This is a genomic window from Brevundimonas terrae, from assembly GCF_011761985.1.
GTDB lineage: Bacteria > Pseudomonadota > Alphaproteobacteria > Caulobacterales > Caulobacteraceae > Brevundimonas > Brevundimonas terrae.
This window is the reverse complement of record NZ_JAASQT010000011.1, coordinates 1-21,772: the sequence shown is the minus strand read 5'-3', so window position 1 is coordinate 21,772 and position 21,772 is coordinate 1. Positions and strand designations below refer to the sequence as shown.

Sequence of the window (21,772 nt, the reverse complement as noted above, 5' to 3'; positions counted from 1 at the left end):
GCTGATGGAAGCGATCAGGGCATGAGATGATGACACTCTGCGTCTCGATGCCCGATGCGGGTAAAACCAGCTGAGCACGTTTTTACACGGCCTCGGTCGAGAGCCGAACTTCACTTAAAGGGTGAAAAGCGGACCTAGTCACATCTAGGCAGTCTTGATACTTTTTCGTTCATGAAAACTGAGCCATTGAAACGCAGAGTCCGTTTCGTCGTGCTGTCCTTCGTGGTGTTGGTCGGCGCAATCGTAGGGAACGGCTCTTATCAAGCGTCCAATCTATGCTTGGCCGACATGACTTGGAGGCATTCTGATCATTACAAGTTAGTCGGCTCTGCAAGCCGCACGTGACTATGATATTAAGGCATTTCCGCCGCTGCCGCCTGTTGCTACCGACGAAGCGTTACGCGCGTACTTGGCGGACAATCCAGATTGTTGTCTGATCGGGAAGCATGGCTATTCTGAATATGTTCCGCCCTCAAATTGGGATCGGATCAGAGGCCACGCAGCCAAAATTGTGTCTCTGAACTCAGGCCCGATACTTGGCGCTGCAACTCAGATGATCGGATACCACTACATTCGTATGGACAACTGCGGCGCAATCTACCTCCCAGATCGGTAACGTCCGTAACGGGTGGGGAGCGGACATCGTGCCTAAACCTCGCCGTCAGCAGCGTAGCAGTGAATCGTGCCCCATCCAGTCCGTCCCTTGATCGCATATCAATGTCCGCAACGGGTCGATATCAAACATTGGCAGTCTATCTCTCATTCGACCCGTAGATAGATAACTACAATACCGACCAGACGATCAGGCTGACGCCTGTAATCAGCAGGGACAGCCATGTCAGGGTCATGCCCAGGGCGCGCACCATGGACAGGCCGCGCTGGTAGAACATGGCGACGGCGTGGATCAGGCGACCGGCGAACAACAACCCGCCGACCGTGTGGATCAGGGCCGGTGGTGTTCCCAGAATAGCCAGCAGGATCAAGCCGCAAAGCCCAGCCGGAATATATTCCGAGGCATTGCCAAAGGCGCGCATGGCGAGGGCCAGATCGTGCTGGCCGCCGTCACCGATGGCGATGCGGTGATGGCGACGGCGCCCTGCCGCTGCGCCCGAAAGGGCAAACAGCAGCAGGATCAACATGCCGCCCCACAGGGCCGCGGCCTGTATGGTGGAGGCCATCATCAGTTTTCACGCGCGACCGGATACAGCAGGTGGCGCTGATCGTAGAAGGGCGTGCGCTCATAGAACCAGCCGAGGCGCGCATGCGCATTGGCGGCGAAGTCGGGCTCGGCGGCCAGCTTGGCCTCGAACTCGGCCTTGAGCGCCGGATCGGAGGCCATCATCAGATCGGCCAGCGGGGCGATGGCATAGGGTTCAATATATTCGACGCGGCTGAGCACTTCGAGGAACATACCCCATGCGAAATAGCTTTCGCGGGACTGCGGTTCGAGGGCCAGCATGACCAGATCGCCCAGAGGTTGGTCGGTCGAGACGCGCACCGAACCGGGGGCGAAGGTCCAGCGGGTCATCTCTTCTTCGACGCCGTCGATCTTGACCTCGATATGACCCTCATTGGCGCGTTGCGACAGTTTGGGGCCTTTAAGGCGCAGCATGGTGACATCGACAGAGGTCGGGGCATCCACGCGGGTCATCTGCACGCCCGAGGCGGCGAGACGCTCGATAATGTCGGTGCGATAGGCGGGCACCCAATAGGCCGAGGGGCGCGTCAGATGAAGCGACGGCTTGGAGCCGAACCACGGCATTTGCCAGATTTCCGGATCGGCCTCGCCCAGCCAGCGGATTTCCTTGCGGCCCGAGGCGGCGCTTTCATACATCTCGTACTTGATGCCCTTGAAAGGCACGATCTCGGTCGGCTCTTCGACCTGTACGAAATTGGCGGGCAGCGAGGCGGGGCGCAGGGCGCGGTCAGCGGCGATGGCGGCGCGGACAACCGCCACGTTCTGGCTCATGACCTTCAGGGTTTCTTCGATGAACACATAGGTGCCCAGCACGCGTTGGTCGTGCGGTTTCAGGCTGTGGTTCTCGATCAGGATGGTCGGGATGTGGGCCGCATCGCCCCAGCCATTGGAGAAACGCTCGCCAAGGCCGCCATCGTTCAGACCGGCGCGGGGATTATCGTCGTCGAGGCCAAAGACCAGTTCACCCGGGATATGGCCCTGTGCTTCGAGGCCATTATACAGGTGCGGCTTGTAAACACTGTCCAGCCAGCCTGCGATGGCGGGCGAGCGGGTGAAGGTTTCATCCTCGCCGGTAAAACCGAAGGTGACGTCATACTGGTAGTCCATGCCGTCGGTGACGTGGACGTCCAGATAGATGTCGGGATTGTATTTCAGGATCAGGCCGCGCACGGCGCGCATTTCCGGCTGATCCAGCTTTAGATAGTCACGGTTCAGGTTCTGGTTGGTGCCGGTATTGCGCCAGCCCTGCACACGCGGACCACGCTGGTTCGGGCGCGAATAGCGGCCCGAACGCTCATGGCCATCGACGCTGAGGATCGGGATCAGGATCAGGTTGGCTCCGTCCAGAAGATCGCTTTTTCCGTAGAAGGCAATGTCGCGCAGCAGCATCATGCCCGCATCCTTGCCGTCGATCTCGCCGGGGTGGATACCGGCCTGAACGAGGACGACAGGCTTGGCCGGATCAAACTGTGCGCCGTCCTTGGAGGCGATCACGGCATAGATGTCGCGGCCTTCCGGCGAGGTGCCGAAGCTCTCTAGGCGGATAAGGTCGGAGGCGGCATCCAGACGCTCGAACCATGCGCGGGTATTGGCATAGTCGGGGCTGAAATTCAGTTCGGCATCCTGCTCGAAGCCCGAAGCCCACGGGTCACTGGCGGGGCGCAAAAGCGCACGCGAAGCGCCATCCCATTTGGGCGCAGGCGGCAGGAAGGCTTGGTCCCACGGGGCGGCATTGGAAATCGGTGTATCGGACATGGCTGGACCCGTAATGAGGGCGGCGATGAAAACCGCCAGCGTGATCTGTCGCATTAGACCCCTCCAACAGGCGACAACAAGGCGGTTATTTTAGGCTGCTTCGCGCCAAGAACCAGTCATAAGCGCCATAAACATCCAATCCCTTGCCCATGACCGGAGCCGAGCAGGGTGATCCGCGCCATCAGACGACTGCCCCCGCCGCCTTGGGGCAACGGGGGCAGGGCCGGATCAGAATGCGTTCCAGTCATCGTTCGACTGGGCAGGCACAGCCGATAGACCGCGCTCGCCTGTGGTTTTTATCATGGTGACCGTCTTTGGACGGGCTGCCGGCGCAAGGCGGGCAGGTGAAACCGGCGCTATAGCCTGAACAGGCGATGCCTCTGCCGGTTTGGCCTTGGCCGAAATGGCCTCTGCACGGGTGCGGAAACGGCTTATCAGGGTGGACAGGCTGGTGGTCTCGGTGGCCAGAGCATGGGCCGCTGCCGTCGATTGTTCGACCATGGCCGCATTCTGCTGGGTCATCTGGTCCATCTGGTTGACGGCGACATTGATCTCGCCAAGACCCGTAGCTTGTTCCCTTGCCGAGGCGGCAATAGTGGCAACCAGATTGCTGATCTGCGCCACCTCGTCGATGATGCGGTTCAAAGCCTCGCCGGTTGTGTCCACCAGTTTGACGCCCTGATTGACCCGTTCGGTGCTGGACCCGATCAGGGTCTTGATCTCCTTGGCGGCTTCGGCAGACCGCTGGGCCAGAGCGCGGACCTCGGAGGCCACAACGGCAAAACCGCGACCCGCATCGCCCGCCCGCGCGGCCTCGACACCGGCGTTCAAGGCCAGAAGATTGGTCTGGAAGGCGATCTCGTCGATCACGCCGGTAATCTGGGTAATCTGCTGGGCCGAAGCCTCGATCTCGTGCATGGCGGTGACGGTTTGGTCGACAACAGCCCCGCTGCGTTGGGCGTTGAGGCGTGTGGTCTCGACAATATCACGCGCCTGTTCGGCCCCTTCGGAGGACTGGCGCACCGTGGTGGTGATCTCTTCCAGAGCGGCGGCTGTTTCTTCCAGCGAGGCGGCCTGCTGTTCGGTGCGGCGTGACAGGTCTTCGGAGGCCTGGCTGATTTCGCCTGTGGTGGAACTGATGCCTGCGGCACTGCCGATAATGACGGTCATTGCCTCTTCCAGACGCTCCATGGCCAGATTGAAGTCGTCGCGCAGCTTGCGATAGTCCTCGGGGAAACTGTCCTCCAGACGATAGGTCAGGTTGCCGTCCGACAGATGGGACAGGCCCTTTCCGACGGAATCCACGACAAAGCGTTGCTCTTCTTCGGCGGCCTGACGGATGGCGTCATTGCGTTGGCGCTCGGTTTCGGCGGCGATGCGGGTGCGTTCCTGTTCCGCTCTCAGAGTATCGGTTTCGGCCAGTTGGTGGCGGAAACCTTCAAGGGCGCGGGCGATGCCGCCCACCTCGTCAGAGCTTTGCGTACCGCGCACGGGCTCTTCATAGCGACCGGCGTTCAGGGCTTTGATGGCTGCTGTCAGGCGCGAGAGCGGCTGGCGTACGACCTTGTCGGATACCAGCCACAGGCTGCCCAGCACCATAATCAGTATCAGCAAGCCGCCGATCATCATGGCAACAGCCAGACGGTCAGACGGACCATATATGGCAGAGGTGGGGATGTCGGTGACCATGCCCCATGTGGTGTTCAGACCGGTCAGGGGCGCAGGGTTGACGATGCGCTCGATCGGCTCGCCCTTCAGGTTCTTCATACCGCTCAGCAGGGCGGGTTGGCCCTGAGCGAGGACGCCGCGAACGGCTTCGATCTGGCCCTCGGCATAGGGTTTGGTGCGTAAGCTGGCATCGGGGTGCGACACCCAGTTGCCCGCGCTGGACATCAGCATGACCTGACCGGAGCCCAGAGGTTTCATGTCCCCCAGCAGGGTCGAGATATCATCCAGAGACAGATCCAGCCCCGCAACGCCGATGATCTTGCCGCCGGACAGGACCGGATAGGCTACCGAGGTCATCAGCACCGATTTGCCGCTGACTTCATAGGCATAGGGTTCGACAATGACCGGTTTGCCCGAGCTGAAAGCCTGAGTGTAATAGGGTTGTTCGTAGTCTGATCCGGTGTCCAGCGGCTGCATGGTGATGGTGCCGCCATCGTTTACCCAATAGGGCAGGAAGTTGCCCGCCGAGCTGGAACCCAGATCGAGGCGACCGGCCAAGGCGGCATCGCGGCCATCAAAAGCATTCGGTGCAGCGATGAACCAGCTGCCCATGACCAGTGGCGTGGCCGAGGCGGCGGGCTTCATCATGGCCATGACCATGGCGCGATCACGCAGGCCCGATTCATGCGCCTTGCCGATCATCTCGGCCATGTTGCGGGCCGTATACGACGCTTCCGCAAGCTTGCCGCTGACACTGGCAACAGCGCCGTCGCTCAGGGCCTCGGCATAGTCATGTGACAGATCACGCGTAACGTTGCGCGTATTATAGGACACCGCAATGGCCGCCCCCATCAGCAGGACGCCGGTAACCGCACCGCCAGCCATCAGCATCTTGCCAGCGACAGTCAGATTCTTAAAAGCACGCATATTTTTCCCCTCACCCCTCCCGGCATTAGGGTGACAGGATTAAGAAGAGACTATTGAAACGCGGGTTTAGAGAACAAAGTAATCATAAAGTTGCAAAACTTGCGGCGTGCGCTGCGGACAGTCCGTGTACGGCGAAATCTTGGCCCGCATGCAGGCGTCGATTTGACGACCTGTTGCTGAATAAAAAAGGGGAGCGCCGTGCTTGCGCTCCCCTTTTCAGTATTCAGGATTTTTTCCAGATCGGCGTGGCGTCACCGGGAAGGCCGAGGCTGTCCCAGATGTCGTTGACGCGCTCGATGACGTCCTCGTCCATCTGGATAACCTCGCCCCATTCGCGCTTGGTCTCGGGCTCCCACTTGTCGGTGGCATCCAGACCGATCTTGGAGCCAAGACCGCTTTCCGGGGATGCAAAGTCCAGATAGTCGATCGGGGTGCCCTCGATGACGGTGATGTCGCGGGCGGGGTCCATCTTGGTGGAGATGGCCCACATGACATCCTTCCAGTCGCGGGCATTCACGTCGTGGTCCACGACGATGATCCACTTGGTGTACATGAACTGGCGCAGGAACGACCAGCAGCCCATCATCACGCGCTTGGCGTGGCCGGGATAGGCCTTCTTCATCGACACCACCGCAATGCGATAGGAGCAGCCTTCAGGCGGTAGCCAGAAGTCCACGATCTCGGGGAATTGTTGCTGCAGCAGCGGGATGAATACCTCGTTCAGAGCTTCACCCAGCACGGACGGCTCATCGGGCGGGCGGCCCGTAAAGGTGGTCAGATAGATCGGGTCCTTGCGCATGGTGATGGCAGTGACCTGAAACACGGGGAAGGTCTCGACCGAGTTGTAATAGCCGGTGTGGTCGCCATACGGACCCTCTGGATGGTGCTCGTCCAGCAGGACGTGGCCTTCCAGCACGATCTCGGCCTGTGCGGGTACCATCAGCGGCACAGTCTTGCACGGCACCAGTTCGGCCTTTTCGCCGCGCATCAGGCCAGCGAACTGATACTCCGACAGGGTTTCCGGCACCGGCGTCACTGCCGCCAGAATGGTGCCGGGGTCAGCCCCCAGAACCACGGCGCAGGGCAGGGGCTCGCGCTTGCCGGCCTTCTTGTGACGGGCATAGTGTTGCGCGCCGCCACGGTGGGCCAGCCAGCGCATGATGGCCTTGTCCTTGCCCAGCACCTGCATACGGTAGATGCCGAGGTTGAAGTCATCCTCGCGGTCGTCCGATGGCCCCTTGGTGACGACAAGGCCCCATGTAATCAGGGGGGCAGGCTCGCCCGGCCAGCAGGACTGGATCGGCAGTTTGGTGAGGTCGATATCCTCGCCCTTGAGGACGACTTCCTGAACCGGAGCCTTTTTGACGGTCTTGGGACGCATCGACATGACCGTCTTGGCCAGCGGCAGCATCTCCATCGCCTCGCCCAAGCCACGTGGCGGGACGGGGTTTTTCAGGAAGGCCAGCATTTCACCCACTTCGCGCAGTTCCTGCGTGGTGGTGCGTTGCTTGCCGTCCAGCGTGACGCCCATGGCCACGCGCTTGACGGTGCCGAACAGGTTCACAAGACAGGGGATCGGGCTGACCGAACCGTCGGGCATGACGGGCTTTTCAAAGATCACCGCCGGTCCGCCATTACGCAGCAGACGGGTCTGGATCTCGGTCATTTCCAGCACGGTGGAGACGGGTTCGCTGACGCGCACCAGTTCGCCCTGTGCTTCCAGTTGTTCGATGAAATCGCGAAGGGATTTATAGGCCATGGCCGACGTTTAGGTCGACGCGCGCCGTCTGTCACGCTGTCTAAGTGTCCGGCCCAGCAGTTGGTCGATGCCAAACATGATCCAGCCTGTGAGCAGGAAGAAAACCAGCAGGCCTGCAAAATAGGCTGCGGCCTTGCCATAGCCCAGCGTATCGACGTCAACGAACCAGTAGGGCCACCAGTGGCTGAACGCGCCGTGCAGCAGGGTCCAGACACCATAGACCCCGACCACCACCAGCCAGCGGAACGGATCGGAGGCTCGCAAGCGCCCCTTGGGCGAGAACATCAGCCAGTCCAGAACAAAGGCGGCGGGCATGACATAATGCAGCAGGTTATTGGCCAGCAGGGACCAGCCTTGCGGGGCCCATGTGGCGGCCAGAAGGAAGTGATAAACGAGGCCGACTACAGCAATATAAAGCGTGATCGCCGTGCGAATGTCGGGGCGCACCAGCCATTGGCCCGCCTTGCTGTGGGGTGCGAAGGCCGGGACGGCCAGCGCTATGGCGACCATGATATTGGTCTGGATGGTGAAATAGCTGAAGAAGTTGAGCGTCAGTTCGCCCATGCCTTTGCCGGCATTGTCGCCCATCATCAGAGCGTATTGCAGAATGATCGCAAAACATCCGATCCCTGCAAACAGGGCGCGATACAGGCGTGAAAACATCAACAGCTGGGCGTTCCGGTTGTCAGCGCCCAGATGGGCAGATGCAGGGCGCGGGTGGCGGCATCGACCTCGGCCAGATTGAGGTGCCTGCGGCCCGCCTCGACCAGACGCATTTCCGGTCCGGTTAGATGCAGCAAGGCCGCGAGTTGGTCTTGATCCATCCCGCGTTTGTCGCGCCAGCGCTTGATGCGCGCGCCGATGGTGATATCGGCAGGATCACCTGCCGGAAAGCCGTGTACCGAACCCATGCCGTCCCTCCAAGAACGTGTGTCCAAAGGTACGCTGATGGCCGCCTGTATTCAGGTCGGATACTGCGAAAGACAGCATGCCCGTGAAAGGATCGATCGTCCAATCACGGGCATGAGAGCAGTATCAGGCTTCATCCCACTGGAAGGCCGGATCGAGGTGGTCGCCGACGCGGAAGCCGGTGGCCAGTGCGGCAATGCGGGCGATTTCCTCGTCGGTCAGTTCAAAGTCAAAGATGGCGAGGTTTTCGGCGGCGCGGGCTTCGCTGGCAGTTTTGGGGATAGCGATCAGACCCTGTTGGGTGATCCAGCGCAGGGTCACCTGGCCGGTGGTCTTGCCGTATTTGTTGGCGATCTCGACGATGGTGGGCTCATCGAGCACCTTGCCACGGGCCAGCGGGGACCATGCAGTCAGCGATGATCCCAGTTCCTGCGCCTTGGCCTTCAGAGCATTGATGGTCAGGAAGGGGTGATACTCGACCTGATTGGTGACCAGCTTGGCCTCCGACATGGTCTGTGCCGCCTGCCACAGGTCGGATGGATAGTTGGACAGGCCGATGGCGCGGGTCAGGCCGAGAGCCTTGGCTTCGTTCAGAGCGGTGATGGTTTCCATCAGTTCCGGCTCGGGCTTGGGCCAGTGCAACAAAAGAAGATCGGGCGTGGAGCCGAGGCGCTCGGCGCTTTCCTCGGCCTGTTTCAGCAGGGCGTCGCGGGTCAGGTTGGTGACCCAGATTTTCGTTGTCAGGAAGAAGTCGCCACGAGCGATACCGGCATCCTTGATACCTTGGCCAACCTCGGCCTCGTTTTCATAGATGAAGGCGGTGTCGATGTGGCGATAGCCTTGCGACAGGGCCGACCCCACCATGCGGCGGGCATCATCGCCCTTGAGCTGCCATGTGCCGAAACCCAGTTGCGGGATTTCAAAGCCGTCAATGCTGACGGTGGGCTGGGTGCCATAGGTCATGGTGGGGGTCCGTTGCCTGAAAGTGAGGCTACGGATTTAGGGAGTGCGGTCCTGTGTCGAAACCCCTTGATCGAACCATTCGAGGATTTCTTGCCATAACGGCTCCATGCCCTTGCGGACGGCCCCCTCGTGGCCGATGCGCGGGCGGCCATAATCGGCAGGCGTTTTCAGCACGGTCTCATAGTGCGCATTGGGCAGGGTGTTACGGACGGTTTGCGAAGCGCGCGGTGTGGCGATCGGATCGTCGCTAAACAGCCACGATCTGACAGGGCTGGTCACGTCATTATAATGGTGCGGGTCCAGTTTGCCGGATTTGAGGTCCGAGCCGAAGAAGTCGGGTGTCATGCACCAGCGACGCCAGGTCTTGAACACCTTGGGTGGCAGGTGGGTGCCGGTCCACAGCTTGCCCTGCTTGATAAAGCCGTGGCGCATGAGGTGGAGCGGGCCAAAACCGAACCAGAAGAACAGGACGGAAGGTCTGTAGCTACGGTGGTGATGGGGCCAGTAGCCGGAGCCGACCGAGACAAAGGCGTGTTTGGCGATATCGGCATGGTTGGGCATGAAGCCGATAAAGCTGCCGCCTATGCTATGGCCGATGTGGAAAACAGGAAGGTCGGGCGCGGCGGCTTTCAGGGTTTCCAGTGCGGCGGGCATGTCGAGGCGGCCCCAGTCGGGATAGTCGATGGGCGATCCCTTGAGGGTGTCGGGCGCAGACTGTCCGATGCCGCGAAAATCATAGGTCAGAACCGCCGCCCCGTGTTCGGCCATGAAACGGGCGATACGCTCGTAAAAGCCCAGCGGATATCCGGTTCCCGACGACACCAGAACGGCCATGCGCGGGGCAGGGCCAGCGATCAGGCGACCGGCCAGTTCGTAACCGTCTGCGGCCTTAAAGCGGATATCGGTGGCGGTGATGGCGTTCAACGGAGGTGTTTCCCAATGTCCGTTCTGATTCAAAACTTACTTTGATGTAGAGAAAATCAGGCGTCAAGCGGCGCGGCACCAGCGACACAATCTTGGCCGGAAATGCGAATTTGTGATGGCCAGTCGTCCTGTCGGGGCTTGGCAGGAAAACATTGTGGCGACACTGTGTTTTTAACGACGCCCCTTAATTCATACGGGAGAGCCGATGCCCCATGCCGACAGCCTGATCATCACACTGGTAGGCGGATTTGTACTGGCATTCGTGCTGGGCATGATCGCGCACAGGCTGAGGTTGTCGCCACTGGTGGGGTATCTGGTTGCCGGAATTGTCGCGGGGCCGTTTACGCCGGGCTATGTCGCCGATCTGGAACTGGTGCCACAACTGGCCGAGATCGGTGTCATCCTGCTGATGTTCGGCGTCGGGCTGCATTTTTCACCCAAAGACCTGATGAAGGTGCGCACGGTCGCCTTGCCGGGGGCGCTGGTGCAGATAGCGGCAGGCACCCTGATGGGATGGGCACTAGGCGATCTGGTGCTGGGCCTCGGTCATCTTGAAGCTGCGCTGTTGGGCTTTTCGCTGTCGGTCGCTTCGACAGTGGTGCTGCTCAGAGCATTGGAAGAGCGCAAACAGGTCAAGGGCGAGATCGGCAAGATCGCGGTCGGTTGGCTGATTGTCGAAGATCTGGTGATGGTGGTGGCGCTGGTTATGCTGCCGCTATTGGTGATCCCCGAGGGGCAGGCGGTCAGTTTGGCGCTGACGGTGAAGAGCGTCGGCTGGACCGTGCTCAAGGTGGTGGCCTTTGTGCTGCTGATGCTGGTGGTGGGCGGCAAGGTCTTGCCGTGGCTGCTGATCCGTATTGCCCATACCAAGTCGCGCGAACTGTTTACGCTGGGGGTGCTGTCGATTGCTCTGGGGATCGCATGGGTGGCCTATGCGGTGTTCGGAGCGTCGTTCGCGCTGGGGGCTTTTGTGGCGGGACTGGTGCTGAACGGTACGCCGCTGGGGCACAATGCCGCCGAACGCTCCCTGCCTTTGCGCGATGCTTTTGCCGTACTGTTCTTTGTGTCAGTCGGCATGTTGTTCGACCCGATGATTATTGTGCGCGAACCGCTGGCTGTTCTGGGGGTGGTATTCATTGTGGTTGTCGGCAAATCGCTGGCGGCAGTGATGATTACCTCGGCCTTCAAGCTGGATCGGGCCACCAGCCTGACGGTGGCGGCATCACTGGCCCAGATCGGCGAGTTCTCGTTTATTCTGGCCGGTATCGCCATGTATCTGGGGGCGATGTCGCGCGAGACGCACGATCTGGTGCTGGCGACGGCCCTGTTATCGATTTCGTTGAACCCGTTTGTGTTTGCGGCGGTGGACAGGTTGGGAGCCGGAAAACCCCCGCCGGAATTGCCGCCATCGGGTTTAAGCCCCGAAGAAAAGGACGCGGCAGCTCTGGCCAAGGTGATGTAGCGCCACTTTGACTTCGGGCCATCGGGCGCATAGCAACGGGGCGAATGCTGTGGGCCTTTGTCCGCTATTGCCGAACGAGGAGCCGACGATGGAACTGCCAACCGATCATTTGAAATGGCTTAATCAGGCTGTTGATCTGGCCATGGAAAATGTGCGTGCCGGTGGTCGGCCGTTTGGCGCGGTTCTGGTGCGGGACGGCGAATGTATTGCGACAGGCGTCAACCAGATGATGGCCCTGAATGATCCGTCTTCCCATGCCGAGATGGAGGCCCTGCGCCATGCGGGCATGACCCGCGGATCGGTCGATATGTCCGGCACGGTGCTTTATGCCAGCGGCCAGCCCTGTCCCATGTGTCTGGCGGCGGCCTTCATGACCAAGGTCGGTGCTATCGCCTATGTCTATGGCAATGCCGATGCCGAGCCGTTCGGTTTCTCGAGCCAGCCGACCTATGACGCGCTGGGCGTCAAGATCGAGGCCCAGCCTATTCCGGTGTTCAAGGTGGCGATGCCGGAACGTCCGGCTGCGGACCTGTACGGTGCAGAGTAAAGGCCCGCGCCGAAGCGCGGACCTTTATAGGGCTGTCAGAGGACACCGATCATTTCGGCGACCAGCGGGTGACGCACGATGTCGCGATCGGCCAGACGGACCACGCTGACATTATCCAGAGCCTCCAGACGCTCGGAAATATCGGCAAGGCCCGATACGCCCGGCAACAGGTCCGATTGTTGCGGATCGCCTGTCACCACCATGGTTGAATGCCAGCCGAGGCGCGTGAGTAGCATCTTGAGCTGTACATAGGTGCAGTTCTGGGCCTCGTCGACGACCACGAAAGCGTTGTTCAAAGTGCGTCCGCGCATATAGCCGATGGGGGCGATCTCGATCAGGCCCTCGGCCATCAGCGCCTTGACCTGTTTCATCGACAGGCGATCGGACAGGGCGTCGTATAGAGGGCGCAGATACGGGGCCAGCTTGTCTTCCATATCGCCGGGCAGATAGCCGATAGACTCACCGGCCTCGACCGCAGGGCGCGACAGGACGATACGCCCGATCTTGCCTGCTTCGAGGGCCTCGACTGCCTTGGCAATCGCCAGATAGGTCTTGCCCGTTCCCGCCGGACCCAGCGCCATGACCAGATTATAGTGGTCGATGGCCGCCATCAGCTCGGCCTGACCGTCGGACTTGGGCTTGAGGGTTTTCAGATAGGATTGATCGCGCTGGTCGTTGGAAGGGTAGGGGGACCACGCCGAATGGTTGGGCAATTGTCGCCGGCGGCTTTCCTGCGTGAACTCGCGTGTATCCAGAATACCTTCGCGATGCTGGTGCTTCATAGCGGAACGCTTGGACATGGCTGCCTCCGGGCAAGAAAAAAGGCGAACCCGAACGGGATCGCCTTGGTCGTATTCAAAGTAGGGAGGGCAGAGGTGCAAATGACGTGACCATATGGACCGTACATGGGCGGGCCATCGCTTGCGCGGGGCCGTGGCACTGGAACGGGTCGTACAGACGACAAACGCATTCTCCAGTAACTGGCCGGACCGGTCTTGATCCGGCTACCGATCCGAGGCGCATATAACGTCTGCGAATCGCAACTACAGATTGATGGTAACTTGGTTCTTCGAGTCTGAAAGCCAAAGAAATGTAACAAGGGAGTATCGGGATTATGAGCGTATACAGACTGGGTGATATCGCGCCGCGGCTTCCGGCCGAAGGCACATACTGGATTGCCCCCAATGCGACGGTGCTGGGCAATGTGATAATGCACGAAGGGGCCAGCATCTGGTTCAACGTGGTTGTGCGCGGCGATACCGATACGATTACCATCGGGGCCAACAGCAATATTCAGGACGGATCTGTCCTTCATGCCGACGAGGGTATGCCGCTGAGCATCGGGGCGGGCGTCACGGTCGGCCACAAGGTGATGCTGCACGGCTGCGAGATTGGCGATAACAGCCTGATCGGGATCGGCGCGGTGGTGCTGAACGGGGCCAGGATCGGCAAGAACTGTCTGATCGGAGCCAATGCGCTGGTGACCGAGGGCAAGGTGATCCCCGATAATTCCGTGGTGATGGGCCAGCCGGGCAAGATTGTGCGCGAACTGGATGCGGCAGGGATCGAGACGCTGCGCTGGTCGTCGGCCCATTATGTGCAGAACTGGAAACGCTATGCCCAAGGGTTTGCGCCGGTCTAGGCAGGAACGGCTTTGGCCTTGAGTCTGTTTCATTTGGGGACGCAAGGCCGGTTTCAGACCCATCGCGGAACAATTCAGGGCATGCAAAGCCCTGTGATTGCGGCCCGCAGTTTGCAGCAGGCGTCGGGAACCACGATCAGGAGTTCCCGATGCGGGCAAGGATCAAGACATTTCTGGCACCGCTTTCTGCTGTGGCCTTTTGGGCCGTGGCAGGCGGAGCGTTTGCAGGGTGCGTGACAAACTGTTTGCCACCGCCAGCACCGCCCATACCGACACTGCCACCCGGCGGAGGATGTGGCTCGGGCTGTGGGCCGGTGTCACCGCCCTATGGCGGCGGGGGCGGTGGCTCGGTCAATGTGAATGTGAACATCAATAATGCCCACGCCTCGGCCAATGCTAACGCCAGTGCGAATGCCAGCGCCACTGGCGGTGCCGGCGGCGGTATTGATCCGCGCGAGGGTGGCTATATCGGCGGCAATGGCGGTAACGGCGGCAATGGTGGTCGAGGCCGGAACGGCGGAACCACGGTGATCGTCGCCGGTGGTGGCGGTGCCTATTTCAATGTGGACCAGCCCTATCCGATGACGGCGCAGGGTCTGGCGGTCGAGGGCGCGCGTTCGGAACGTGTCAGCGTGCCGTACACCTCGACCCGTTCGTGGGAAAAGCGATACCGCATTCAGGCCGTCTGTCTGGATGACCGTAATGTGCCGCATCCGGCCTCGCAGGTTCGTCCGGGCAAGGATATTTCCGACGGCTACGAGGACGAGTTGTACCGCTGCATGGCGGGCACCAAGATGCAGTGGACCCGCACCGATCTGGATGGCGGCGAAGGCCAGACGGTCACCTGCAACAAGAACGAAGCCCTGTGGTACGGCGGCAAGGTTCTGGAATGCCGTCCACAAAAGCGCGAGCGCGATTGCCACGAGCGTTCCCTGCTGCGCCGCTATGGTGCGGGCGTGAAGGAAGTTGTTCTGCGCGGCGAGGAAACCATCACCGAATACCGTGAGGAGGTTGTGGAGCACAGCTTCTCGTCGTCGGGTTCTATGATGATGGACGGTGGCGTAGGCGGTCGCGTTTTCTAAACGGGACCGCGCGCTAAAAAATAAAGGCTCCGGACGATGTGTCCGGAGCCTTTTTCTTATGGGGTCAGCCCTTCCTTACGGATTGGCCGCGACCACTTCCAGCTTCCATGCCTTGTCGGGGCGCAGATAGGTGTTGGCGGCATTCTGGACTTCTTCGAGGGTGAAGCCTTCCAACATGGCGATGTGGCCATTGATGCGCTGTTCGGTGGCCGGATCCTTGGCCAGATCGGACAGGGCACCCAACCAGTAGGCATTGCCCGCTTGCGAACGGCGCAGACGCTCTACGACCGGCGTGCGGGCACGGGTCAGTTCGTCGGCAGTGATCGGCGTATCGGCAAAGCTGGCGACGATCTTGTCCACGGCGGCGTAGAAGTCTGGCAGTTTGCTGATGTCCACCTCGGCGGCGACAAGGGCATAGCCATAGTCGTCAAAGGTGGTCGAAGCCGACGATGTGGACATCGGGCTATAGCTCAGGGCCTGTTTCTCGCGGATTTCCTCGAGAACGCGCAGGCTCAGAACCTCGCTCATCAGGGAAACCAGGCGTGACTCGCGGCGGTCGCCCATGGCATCGGTGGTCGGCCATGCCACAACGCCAAAGGCCTGTTCGGCCTTGCCGTTGTGGGTGATGCGGACCGGCGTCGCATTTGCGGACGGGAAGGTGCGCTTGTCCGAACCGGCTAGCGGCGCGGGCGTTGCGCTGCGTACCGGCAGGGCGGCCAGAGTGGCGGCCACAGCCTTGGTCGCATCCTCGAGCGTGGTGTCACCGACGATCACAATATCAATCGGGCCATTGGCCAGACCGGCCATCACGCCCGAGCGGATGTCGGTGATGGACATGGCATTGATTTCTTCAGGCGACGGCATGGAGGCACGGCGATCACCGCTGGCCATGAGCGGCGCACCGTCGATGCCGAAGGCCCCCATGGCGGTGGCGCGTTGCTGTTCCAGTACCTGCGGCAGAATGGCCTTGATCTGTTCGAACGGCGCAGGGCGCAGACCCGGATCGGTCAGATAGGCCGTAAGCACCTGAAGTTGCAGGTTCAGGTCTTCTGGACGGGTCGAACCGGACAGACGATAGGCATCATCTGTGAGCGCAAAGCCCGACGAATAGATACGGCCCGTCAGGACGCGGCTGACCTCGTCGGCGGTCAGCTTGCCAAGGCCACCGGCGGTGAAGACGTTACCGGCCATGGCGACAGGGCTGTAGCGGTCGGTCGGCAGGCCAAGCTGGCCATTGCCGGTCGAGACCGAGACAAGGATTTCCTGATCCTTGAAATCGGTTGGCTTGACTGTCAGGCGCACGCCGTTGGGGAAGTTGACGACCGTTGCGCCCAGTGCGGCATAGGCCGTCTGGCCACTGGCGGTGCCCAGCGTGCCAAAGTCGGTATAGGGCCAGACCAGTTCGGCCTGAGCGGCAGGTGCTTCGACCGGCTTGGCGCGGCTGGCTTCGAGAATGCGGGTGACTTCGGCTTCACCGCCCTCGATGGCTTGCGGGGTCGAGACCAGTGCCAGCGGACCTTGACCCTGGAAGGCCTTGGCCAGCTCGGCCTTGACCATGTCCGGCGTCAGGCCTTCGACAGCGGCATTGAAGCGGGCCAGATTGTCGGCGGGCGAGGTGGTGACCTCGTTCTCGTTGACGCCGCCCAGAATGTTCATGGCCAGAGCGGGCGTTTGCTGGGTGGATGCCGCCTGAACCGCATTTTCCATACGCACGCGGATATTGGCGATTTCGCGCTGAAGCTCGGCATCGCTGACACCATACTGGATCAGGCGACGCTGTTCCTGCTCGATGGTTTCCAGTGCGCGGGCAAGGCCGCCCGGATTGAAGCTGGCGCTGATGGTGGCAAAGTCCAGCGACTGGAAGAAGCTGCCTGCGCCGCCGCCTGCACCGATAAAGGGCGGATTGTCCTGACGCGAGATTTCACCCAGACGACGGTTCAGGACCGCCAGACCCAGAGACTGGACGGTGTCTTCGCGACGCAGAGCCACGCTGTCGGGGCGCAGATCGGCAGGGCGGGTCCAGTACAGGTCCACGCTGGACTGCACACCCGGTTCGACGACGATGCGGCTTTCGGCTTCGCGCGGGGCCAGCGTGCCAAGGTCAGGATTTGGGCCGTTCGGGTGGCTGTTGGTCCAGTCGGCGAACTTGGCCTTGATCTTGGCTTCCATTGCATCGACGTCAAAGTCGCCGACTGCGATAAAGGTGGCGCGTTCCGGACGGTAATAGGCGCGATAGAAGTCGATAAAGCGCTGGGTCGGGGCGGTGCGGATAATGTCCAGATCACCGATGGGCAGACGGTCGGCCAGACGCTGGCCGGGGGCCAGAAGTCCGATCTGGGCCTTGAGGGCGCGCAGTTGCGGCGTGTCGCGCATACGCGCCTCGCCCACAATCACATCACGCTCGGCATCAATGGCAGCCGGTTCCATCAGCGCCCGCGAAACCTGTTCGCGCATAATCATCAGAGAGGTGTCGACCGTCTCGTCGTCTGTGCGCGGCAGTTCCAGCATATAGGCGGTCTGGTCAAAGCTGGTGAACGCATTGGTATCGGCACCAAAGGCCAGACCCAGACGCTCGAGGATTCGCAGCATCTCGTTTTCGGGCACATTTTCCGTGCCGTTGAACAGCATATGTTCCGAGAAGTGGGCCAGCCCCTTTTGGTCGTCATCCTCGTTCAGCGAACCGGCATCAATACGCAGACGGAACGAGGCCTGACCCGGAGGGGTGGCATTATGCATCAGGGCATAGCGCATGCCGTTCGGCAGGGTGCCAAAACGGATACGTTCGTCGGCCTTCAGATCACTGGCGTCTTGTGCCCACGGCTTGGAGGGCTGGGCCTGCTGGCCTTGGGTTGCCGCTACGGGCAGGGCCAGCGCTACGGCTGGCAGGGCTGCGCCCGCCATCAGGGCAATCGAGGATACCGCCGGAAGCAGGAGGCGTCGTGACAGGGACATATTTTGCTTATCTCCGCGAAGGCCTTAACCGTCAGGCAAGGCAAAGGGTACGCAGCTCTGTCAGAGCTGCGCTCGCGAAGATGTTGCAGCCCGAGTGCGGGCACACAACTTACCAAAAATTCACAATGAGCCGTTTCAGGCGCAGAAAGTTCGGCTGAGCTTCAGTTTCAGCCGCCCGGACGCGACACATAGAAGTTGGCGCTATTGCCGGTTGCCGTGGTGCCGGTGATGACGGCACGGCCCTGACCGACGATATTGGTCGTGGCTGTGGCCGAGACATTGCCAGTATTCGTCTGGTTGTTGCGGGCATTCATAATGCCGCCGCAGTCGGAACAGGCAAAGCCGGTGACGCTGTTGCCGACGGCATTGGCGCCGGTATAGGCGTCATAGCCATTATAGCCCGTCAACTCGACCTCGACGGCCACACCGCCCGAATTCATCTGGGTATTGTCGATCTCGACCCAGATGTCCTGATTGCCGACATAGACCTGATTGCCTGCACCGTCGGCCATGGCGCGCAGATCGCCAAAATCATAGGCATGGGTGGTGGCGCGGCTGGAAACACCGCCCGTATTGGTCTGGTCGGTCGTAATGACCTGTGAACCGCCCGCATTATTGGCGGTGATACGGTTGGCGGCGGCGCTGGATACCGTGGTGCTGACCCAGGTATTACCGGCGCTGGAAGCGGTTTCGGCGGCGGTCCAGCCCTCGGCCAGCTGGCGCACTTCGACGCGCTGTCCCGACGAACCATTGGACGACAACTGTGCCGTATTGGATGCGGCATCGGCGGCAATATGGGCGTTACCGGGTATATAGTGTGCGGGCACATAGGTTCCGGCGCGGGTGTCGCCGGTGGCACGCTGCTGGATCGTGCCGGACACGAAGGTGTTGGTGCCGCCCGCCAGCACATTATTACTATAGGACGCGCTGGTGGCCTGAATGCCGCCGGTCAGGCGGGCATCTGGGTTTTCCAGCACGGTCTGGCTGACCGTCGAGCCATAGGTGTACTGGCGGCTGTCCAGTTCCAGCGCGGCATTATTGGCGGCGGTACTGGCTTCGTTGGAACGGGCCTGAGTCACAGCGGTCACGCGACCGGACACTTCGTATCCGGTATTGATATTGGTCTGGGCTGCAATCGCACCGTGGCTGGACTGGGTATTACGCAATGTAATGTCCCGCCCTTCGGCACCGCCATTGATCTGGTTGCCCAGAGCGGTGTTGGAGACGGTCACCTGCTGGTTGGCCTCGACCACGTTCAGGCGCTGTCCGGCGAACACATCGCCGAACAACATCTGCTCGTTCAGGACGACAGAGCCGTCCTGTGCGCGAACATCACTGGCCGATACGGCGCACAGCGCTGTCACGGCGATCGTGCCAACGATCAGGGTCTGCGCGTGTCTGGCCATTGTTGGTGTCCGTATTGGTGTTGGTTGCGTAATAGTTGCCGGTGGCACCGACAGTCATGGTGGTCAGCGGGTCATTGGCAGGGTTCAGGCAGACCTCGGGGCCGGGGGCACCGTAGAGGTTGCTCATGAACTCGACTGTGGCGCGTTCCACGAGGGCGCGTACGGCCAGTTGCACCGGCTCCAGACCGCTGGAACCCGCCGAGATGTCGAACACATTGCCGTTCAGGAAGTCGAACACACCGGCAGACACTTCGCGCCCGACGATCTGCTTCTGATAGGAGACGACATCGACAACTTCGAGCGTGGTGGTCTGGACCATACGCAGGTCGATGGCGACGTTCATCACGAAGATGCGGCCATTGATAATGCCCGAGCCGCCATTCTCCTTGACCTGACCGCCGGCCACATCAAATCCGGCCGAGCGGATATTGTAGTTCACCTCGGTAATGCCACCGACAATATAGAAGTCGGAACCGGGCACCTGTCCTGCGATGATACGGCGGTAATTGGCGTCCTGCGGCGTGGCGGCCTCGTCACCGATCAGGCGGTTATTGGCATAGCGCAGCTCCAGCTCCGATACGGAGGTGTCATAGCGTTCAACCAGACGCGCACCGGACTTGGCCAGGGCCGAGTTGGCCATCAGGGATGCGCCCTGCGTGATCTGGCGTCCGCCATCGGCCGAGATCGAGCCGGTATAGTCGCTGATCCGGCCTACAGCCATGCGCGGCGAGGGCAGGTTATAGCGACGCGCATAGTCGGCCAGACAATATAGTGCGTCCGAATACGGGGTCGGGTTGGCCGTCACCGGCGCATTGCCGATAGGGTTGGCATACAGGCCATCCGAGCCGGCGCTGGGGCTTACGCAACCGGCCAACAGGGTCGAAGCTGCGACGACAGATACGGCTGCCTTAAGGGAAAGGGCGGTGACGCGCTTCATGGGAAGACCAGTGTGCCGTTGAGGACCGTTCCGGCGCTGACATTGCCGGTATTGGTCTGGTTGGAGTTGACGATGACGGTGTTGTTCTTGCCCTGAACCACGACATTCAGGCTGTTGCCGATGGCGGTCGAGCCGCCGATGGCTGAGGAGCCTTGTCCGTTCAAGGAACCAACGCGAGAACTGGCCGAGGTAGATACCCCGCCGGAGGACTGGCTGTAGCTGCTGGCACCCGACTGGATGATGCCGTCAACGATCAGGCGGTTGCCATTGGCGTCACGAGTCGAGCCGGTGGTGGCGCGGGCTGTGCCATAGCGCGATCCGCTATAGCCCGACTGTAATTGACCCAAGCTCTGGCTGCCGGCCTGTTGGGCTACGGCAGTTGCCGGAACCGTGCAGGCGACAGAAGCCCCCAACCCGACAGCGACCAGTCCTGCGATTTCCAGTTTGATACGCATTGGTACACGCTCCTTCTCTCGAAAGGGGAAAGAGCAACAGGCATGCCAACACATTGCACCGGTACGGGACGGGGGCGATATGGGCCTGTGAGGCCACACTTATAGGGTGGCCTATACTAATAAGACGATACGGGGATCGGCTTCTTGAGATTGGAGCCTTGGCGGTCCATCTGTTTGCAAATGCATCCTGAAGATAATCGTTCCGAACCCCGTCCCGTCGAACCGGCTCCTCCGAAGTCGTCAGGCTCCGAGCCGATATTCAAGATTCCGTTCGTGCCGCTGGTGGTGGCGGTCGGGCTGGTGGGCCTGTTTATGGCGCAGTCCAGTCTGGGTCAGGGCGGCATGGAGATGGGGTTGCGGCCCGTTGATCTGTCCGCTGGATATGTAGGCGGCCTGTTCACCCACATGCTGGTTCATGGCAGTTGGGCGCATGTCATTATGAATGCCGTGGCCCTTCTGGCGTTCGGCACGCCGGTGGCCCGCGATTTCGACAAGGGCATGGGCCCGATTGGCTGGCTTCTATTCTTTATAGTGTGTGGCGTGCTCGGCGGGCTTGGATATGCGCTTGTGCATTGGGGCAGCTACACACCGATGGTCGGGGCGTCGGGGGCGGTGTTCGGGATGATTGGCGCATCGCTACGGTTGATGGCCGGTCCGGGATTGCTGATTCCGCTCTTCCATCCGGTGGTATTGCGCGGTGCCGCCGCGTGGATGGCGGTCAATCTGGTCACGGGATTGCTGGGTAGCCTGCTTACAGGAGGGGAGGCCGGAATCGCTTGGGAGGCTCATGCCTTCGGATTCTTGGCCGGAATCATCCTGATTGCGCCATTTCACCAGTTCTTCAGCCGCAAAATCCACCGAATGCCCGGTAGCTGATGCGAGCTTCGCCATGTTTCGGGATGTAAGTTGACATAAAGCTTAGGGTTTTTGCCTTAATTGCTTGTTGCAGCAGGAGTTTCATCCCCAGAGGCCCCCGATCTGTGGATGAAATGACAGTTGCGTGAAATTGGCCTTGCCGTTCAAGGGAGCGACGCCTATCTACCCATTCCTCGGCGGCGGGCGGTTCTTCGGAGCGGTTCGGCGGCGGGGTCAGCCTTCTGGATGCTACTGTGTATCTGGATTTTCAGGGGTTTGGTTCTTCGGGATCGGTTCTGAGAAAGATCGAAAGGTCGGGTTGACAGGGAAG

Annotated in this window: 18 protein-coding genes; 5 read left to right on the top strand and 13 right to left on the bottom strand. The window is 60.8% G+C overall.

Annotated elements, in window-relative coordinates; genetic code table 11:
- Positions 1 to 782 precede the first annotated feature (782 nt).
- The 8 genes from FHS64_RS14140 to FHS64_RS14105 all read right to left on the bottom strand — a co-directional run bounded on the left by FHS64_RS14140 (position 783) and on the right by FHS64_RS14105 (position 10,103).
- Positions 783 to 1,181, bottom strand: a complete 399-nt coding sequence (locus tag FHS64_RS14140; RefSeq protein ID WP_243863007.1) for an MAPEG family protein — start codon at positions 1,179 to 1,181, stop codon at positions 783 to 785.
- Positions 1,181 to 3,007, bottom strand: coding sequence for a M14 family metallopeptidase (locus tag FHS64_RS14135; protein ID WP_424945246.1), 1,827 nt, complete (start codon positions 3,005 to 3,007; stop codon positions 1,181 to 1,183). The genes FHS64_RS14140 and FHS64_RS14135 overlap by 1 nt, the downstream gene beginning before the upstream one ends.
- 174 nt (positions 3,008 to 3,181) lie before the next feature.
- Positions 3,182 to 5,548: a methyl-accepting chemotaxis protein gene (locus FHS64_RS14130; protein ID WP_167179453.1), complete on the bottom strand. Its 2,367-nt coding sequence runs from the start codon at positions 5,546 to 5,548 to the stop codon at positions 3,182 to 3,184.
- A 223-nt stretch (positions 5,549 to 5,771) separates the two neighbouring features.
- A complete protein-coding gene (locus FHS64_RS14125) occupies positions 5,772 to 7,307 on the bottom strand; it encodes a UbiD family decarboxylase (RefSeq protein ID WP_167179451.1) in 1,536 nt (511 codons plus the stop codon).
- A gap of 9 nt (positions 7,308 to 7,316) precedes the next feature.
- Positions 7,317 to 7,970: a Pr6Pr family membrane protein gene (locus FHS64_RS14120; protein ID WP_167179449.1), complete on the bottom strand. Its 654-nt coding sequence runs from the start codon at positions 7,968 to 7,970 to the stop codon at positions 7,317 to 7,319.
- Positions 7,970 to 8,218 carry a helix-turn-helix domain-containing protein gene (locus FHS64_RS14115; protein ID WP_167179447.1) on the bottom strand — a complete coding sequence of 83 codons (249 nt, stop codon included), beginning with the start codon at positions 8,216 to 8,218 and terminating at the stop codon, positions 7,970 to 7,972. Before FHS64_RS14115 ends, FHS64_RS14120 begins: the two co-directional genes overlap by 1 nt.
- 124 nt (positions 8,219 to 8,342) lie before the next feature.
- A complete protein-coding gene (locus FHS64_RS14110) occupies positions 8,343 to 9,179 on the bottom strand; it encodes an aldo/keto reductase (protein ID WP_167179445.1) in 837 nt (278 codons plus the stop codon).
- Positions 9,180 to 9,215: 36 nt separating this feature from the next.
- Positions 9,216 to 10,103 (bottom strand): alpha/beta hydrolase family protein, encoded by an 888-nt coding sequence (locus tag FHS64_RS14105; protein ID WP_243863006.1) that lies wholly within the window; start codon positions 10,101 to 10,103, stop codon positions 9,216 to 9,218.
- Between the two features lie 205 nt (positions 10,104 to 10,308).
- Between FHS64_RS14105 and FHS64_RS14100 the strand changes: the two genes are divergently transcribed.
- Together FHS64_RS14100 and FHS64_RS14095 are read left to right on the top strand one after the other, a co-directional pair.
- Positions 10,309 to 11,565: a cation:proton antiporter domain-containing protein gene (locus tag FHS64_RS14100; protein WP_167179443.1), complete on the top strand. Its 1,257-nt coding sequence runs from the start codon at positions 10,309 to 10,311 to the stop codon at positions 11,563 to 11,565.
- Positions 11,566 to 11,653: 88 nt separating this feature from the next.
- Entirely contained in the window at positions 11,654 to 12,112 is a 459-nt protein-coding gene (locus FHS64_RS14095; protein WP_167179441.1) for a nucleoside deaminase, read from the top strand.
- A gap of 35 nt (positions 12,113 to 12,147) precedes the next feature.
- Here FHS64_RS14095 and FHS64_RS14090 read toward each other — a convergent pair whose 3' ends face one another.
- Positions 12,148 to 12,912 (bottom strand): PhoH family protein, encoded by a 765-nt coding sequence (locus FHS64_RS14090; protein WP_167179438.1) that lies wholly within the window; start codon positions 12,910 to 12,912, stop codon positions 12,148 to 12,150.
- 314 nt (positions 12,913 to 13,226) lie between these two features.
- Between FHS64_RS14090 and FHS64_RS14085 the strand changes: the two genes are divergently transcribed.
- Together FHS64_RS14085 and FHS64_RS14080 are read left to right on the top strand one after the other, a co-directional pair.
- A complete protein-coding gene (locus FHS64_RS14085; protein ID WP_167179436.1) occupies positions 13,227 to 13,754 on the top strand; it encodes a gamma carbonic anhydrase family protein in 528 nt (175 codons plus the stop codon).
- A 314-nt stretch (positions 13,755 to 14,068) separates the two neighbouring features.
- Complete coding sequence (locus tag FHS64_RS14080; RefSeq protein ID WP_243863008.1) at positions 14,069 to 14,836, top strand: hypothetical protein; 768 nt, start codon at positions 14,069 to 14,071, stop codon at positions 14,834 to 14,836.
- A gap of 75 nt (positions 14,837 to 14,911) precedes the next feature.
- Here the strand turns inward: FHS64_RS14080 and FHS64_RS14075 are convergent, their stop codons facing one another.
- The 4 genes from FHS64_RS14075 to hfaA all read right to left on the bottom strand — a co-directional run bounded on the left by FHS64_RS14075 (position 14,912) and on the right by hfaA (position 20,586).
- Complete coding sequence (locus FHS64_RS14075; RefSeq protein ID WP_167179432.1) at positions 14,912 to 17,788, bottom strand: M16 family metallopeptidase; 2,877 nt, start codon at positions 17,786 to 17,788, stop codon at positions 14,912 to 14,914.
- Between the two features lie 167 nt (positions 17,789 to 17,955).
- Positions 17,956 to 19,194 carry a holdfast anchor protein HfaD gene (hfaD, locus tag FHS64_RS14070; protein ID WP_167179430.1) on the bottom strand — a complete coding sequence of 413 codons (1,239 nt, stop codon included), beginning with the start codon at positions 19,192 to 19,194 and terminating at the stop codon, positions 17,956 to 17,958.
- Complete coding sequence (hfaB, locus tag FHS64_RS14065) at positions 19,121 to 20,131, bottom strand: holdfast anchoring protein HfaB (protein WP_167179428.1); 1,011 nt, start codon at positions 20,129 to 20,131, stop codon at positions 19,121 to 19,123. The genes hfaD and hfaB overlap by 74 nt, the downstream gene beginning before the upstream one ends.
- Entirely contained in the window at positions 20,128 to 20,586 is a 459-nt protein-coding gene (hfaA, locus tag FHS64_RS14060; protein WP_167179426.1) for a holdfast anchoring protein HfaA, read from the bottom strand. Before hfaA ends, hfaB begins: the two co-directional genes overlap by 4 nt.
- Before the next feature lie 180 nt (positions 20,587 to 20,766).
- On the opposite strand from hfaA, the gene FHS64_RS14055 reads away from it, so the two are divergent.
- The gene (locus FHS64_RS14055; protein ID WP_167179424.1) at positions 20,767 to 21,462 is read left to right on the top strand and encodes a rhomboid family intramembrane serine protease; all 696 of its coding nucleotides are present in this window, start codon (positions 20,767 to 20,769) and stop codon (positions 21,460 to 21,462) included.
- Positions 21,463 to 21,772: the final 310 nt, after the last annotated feature.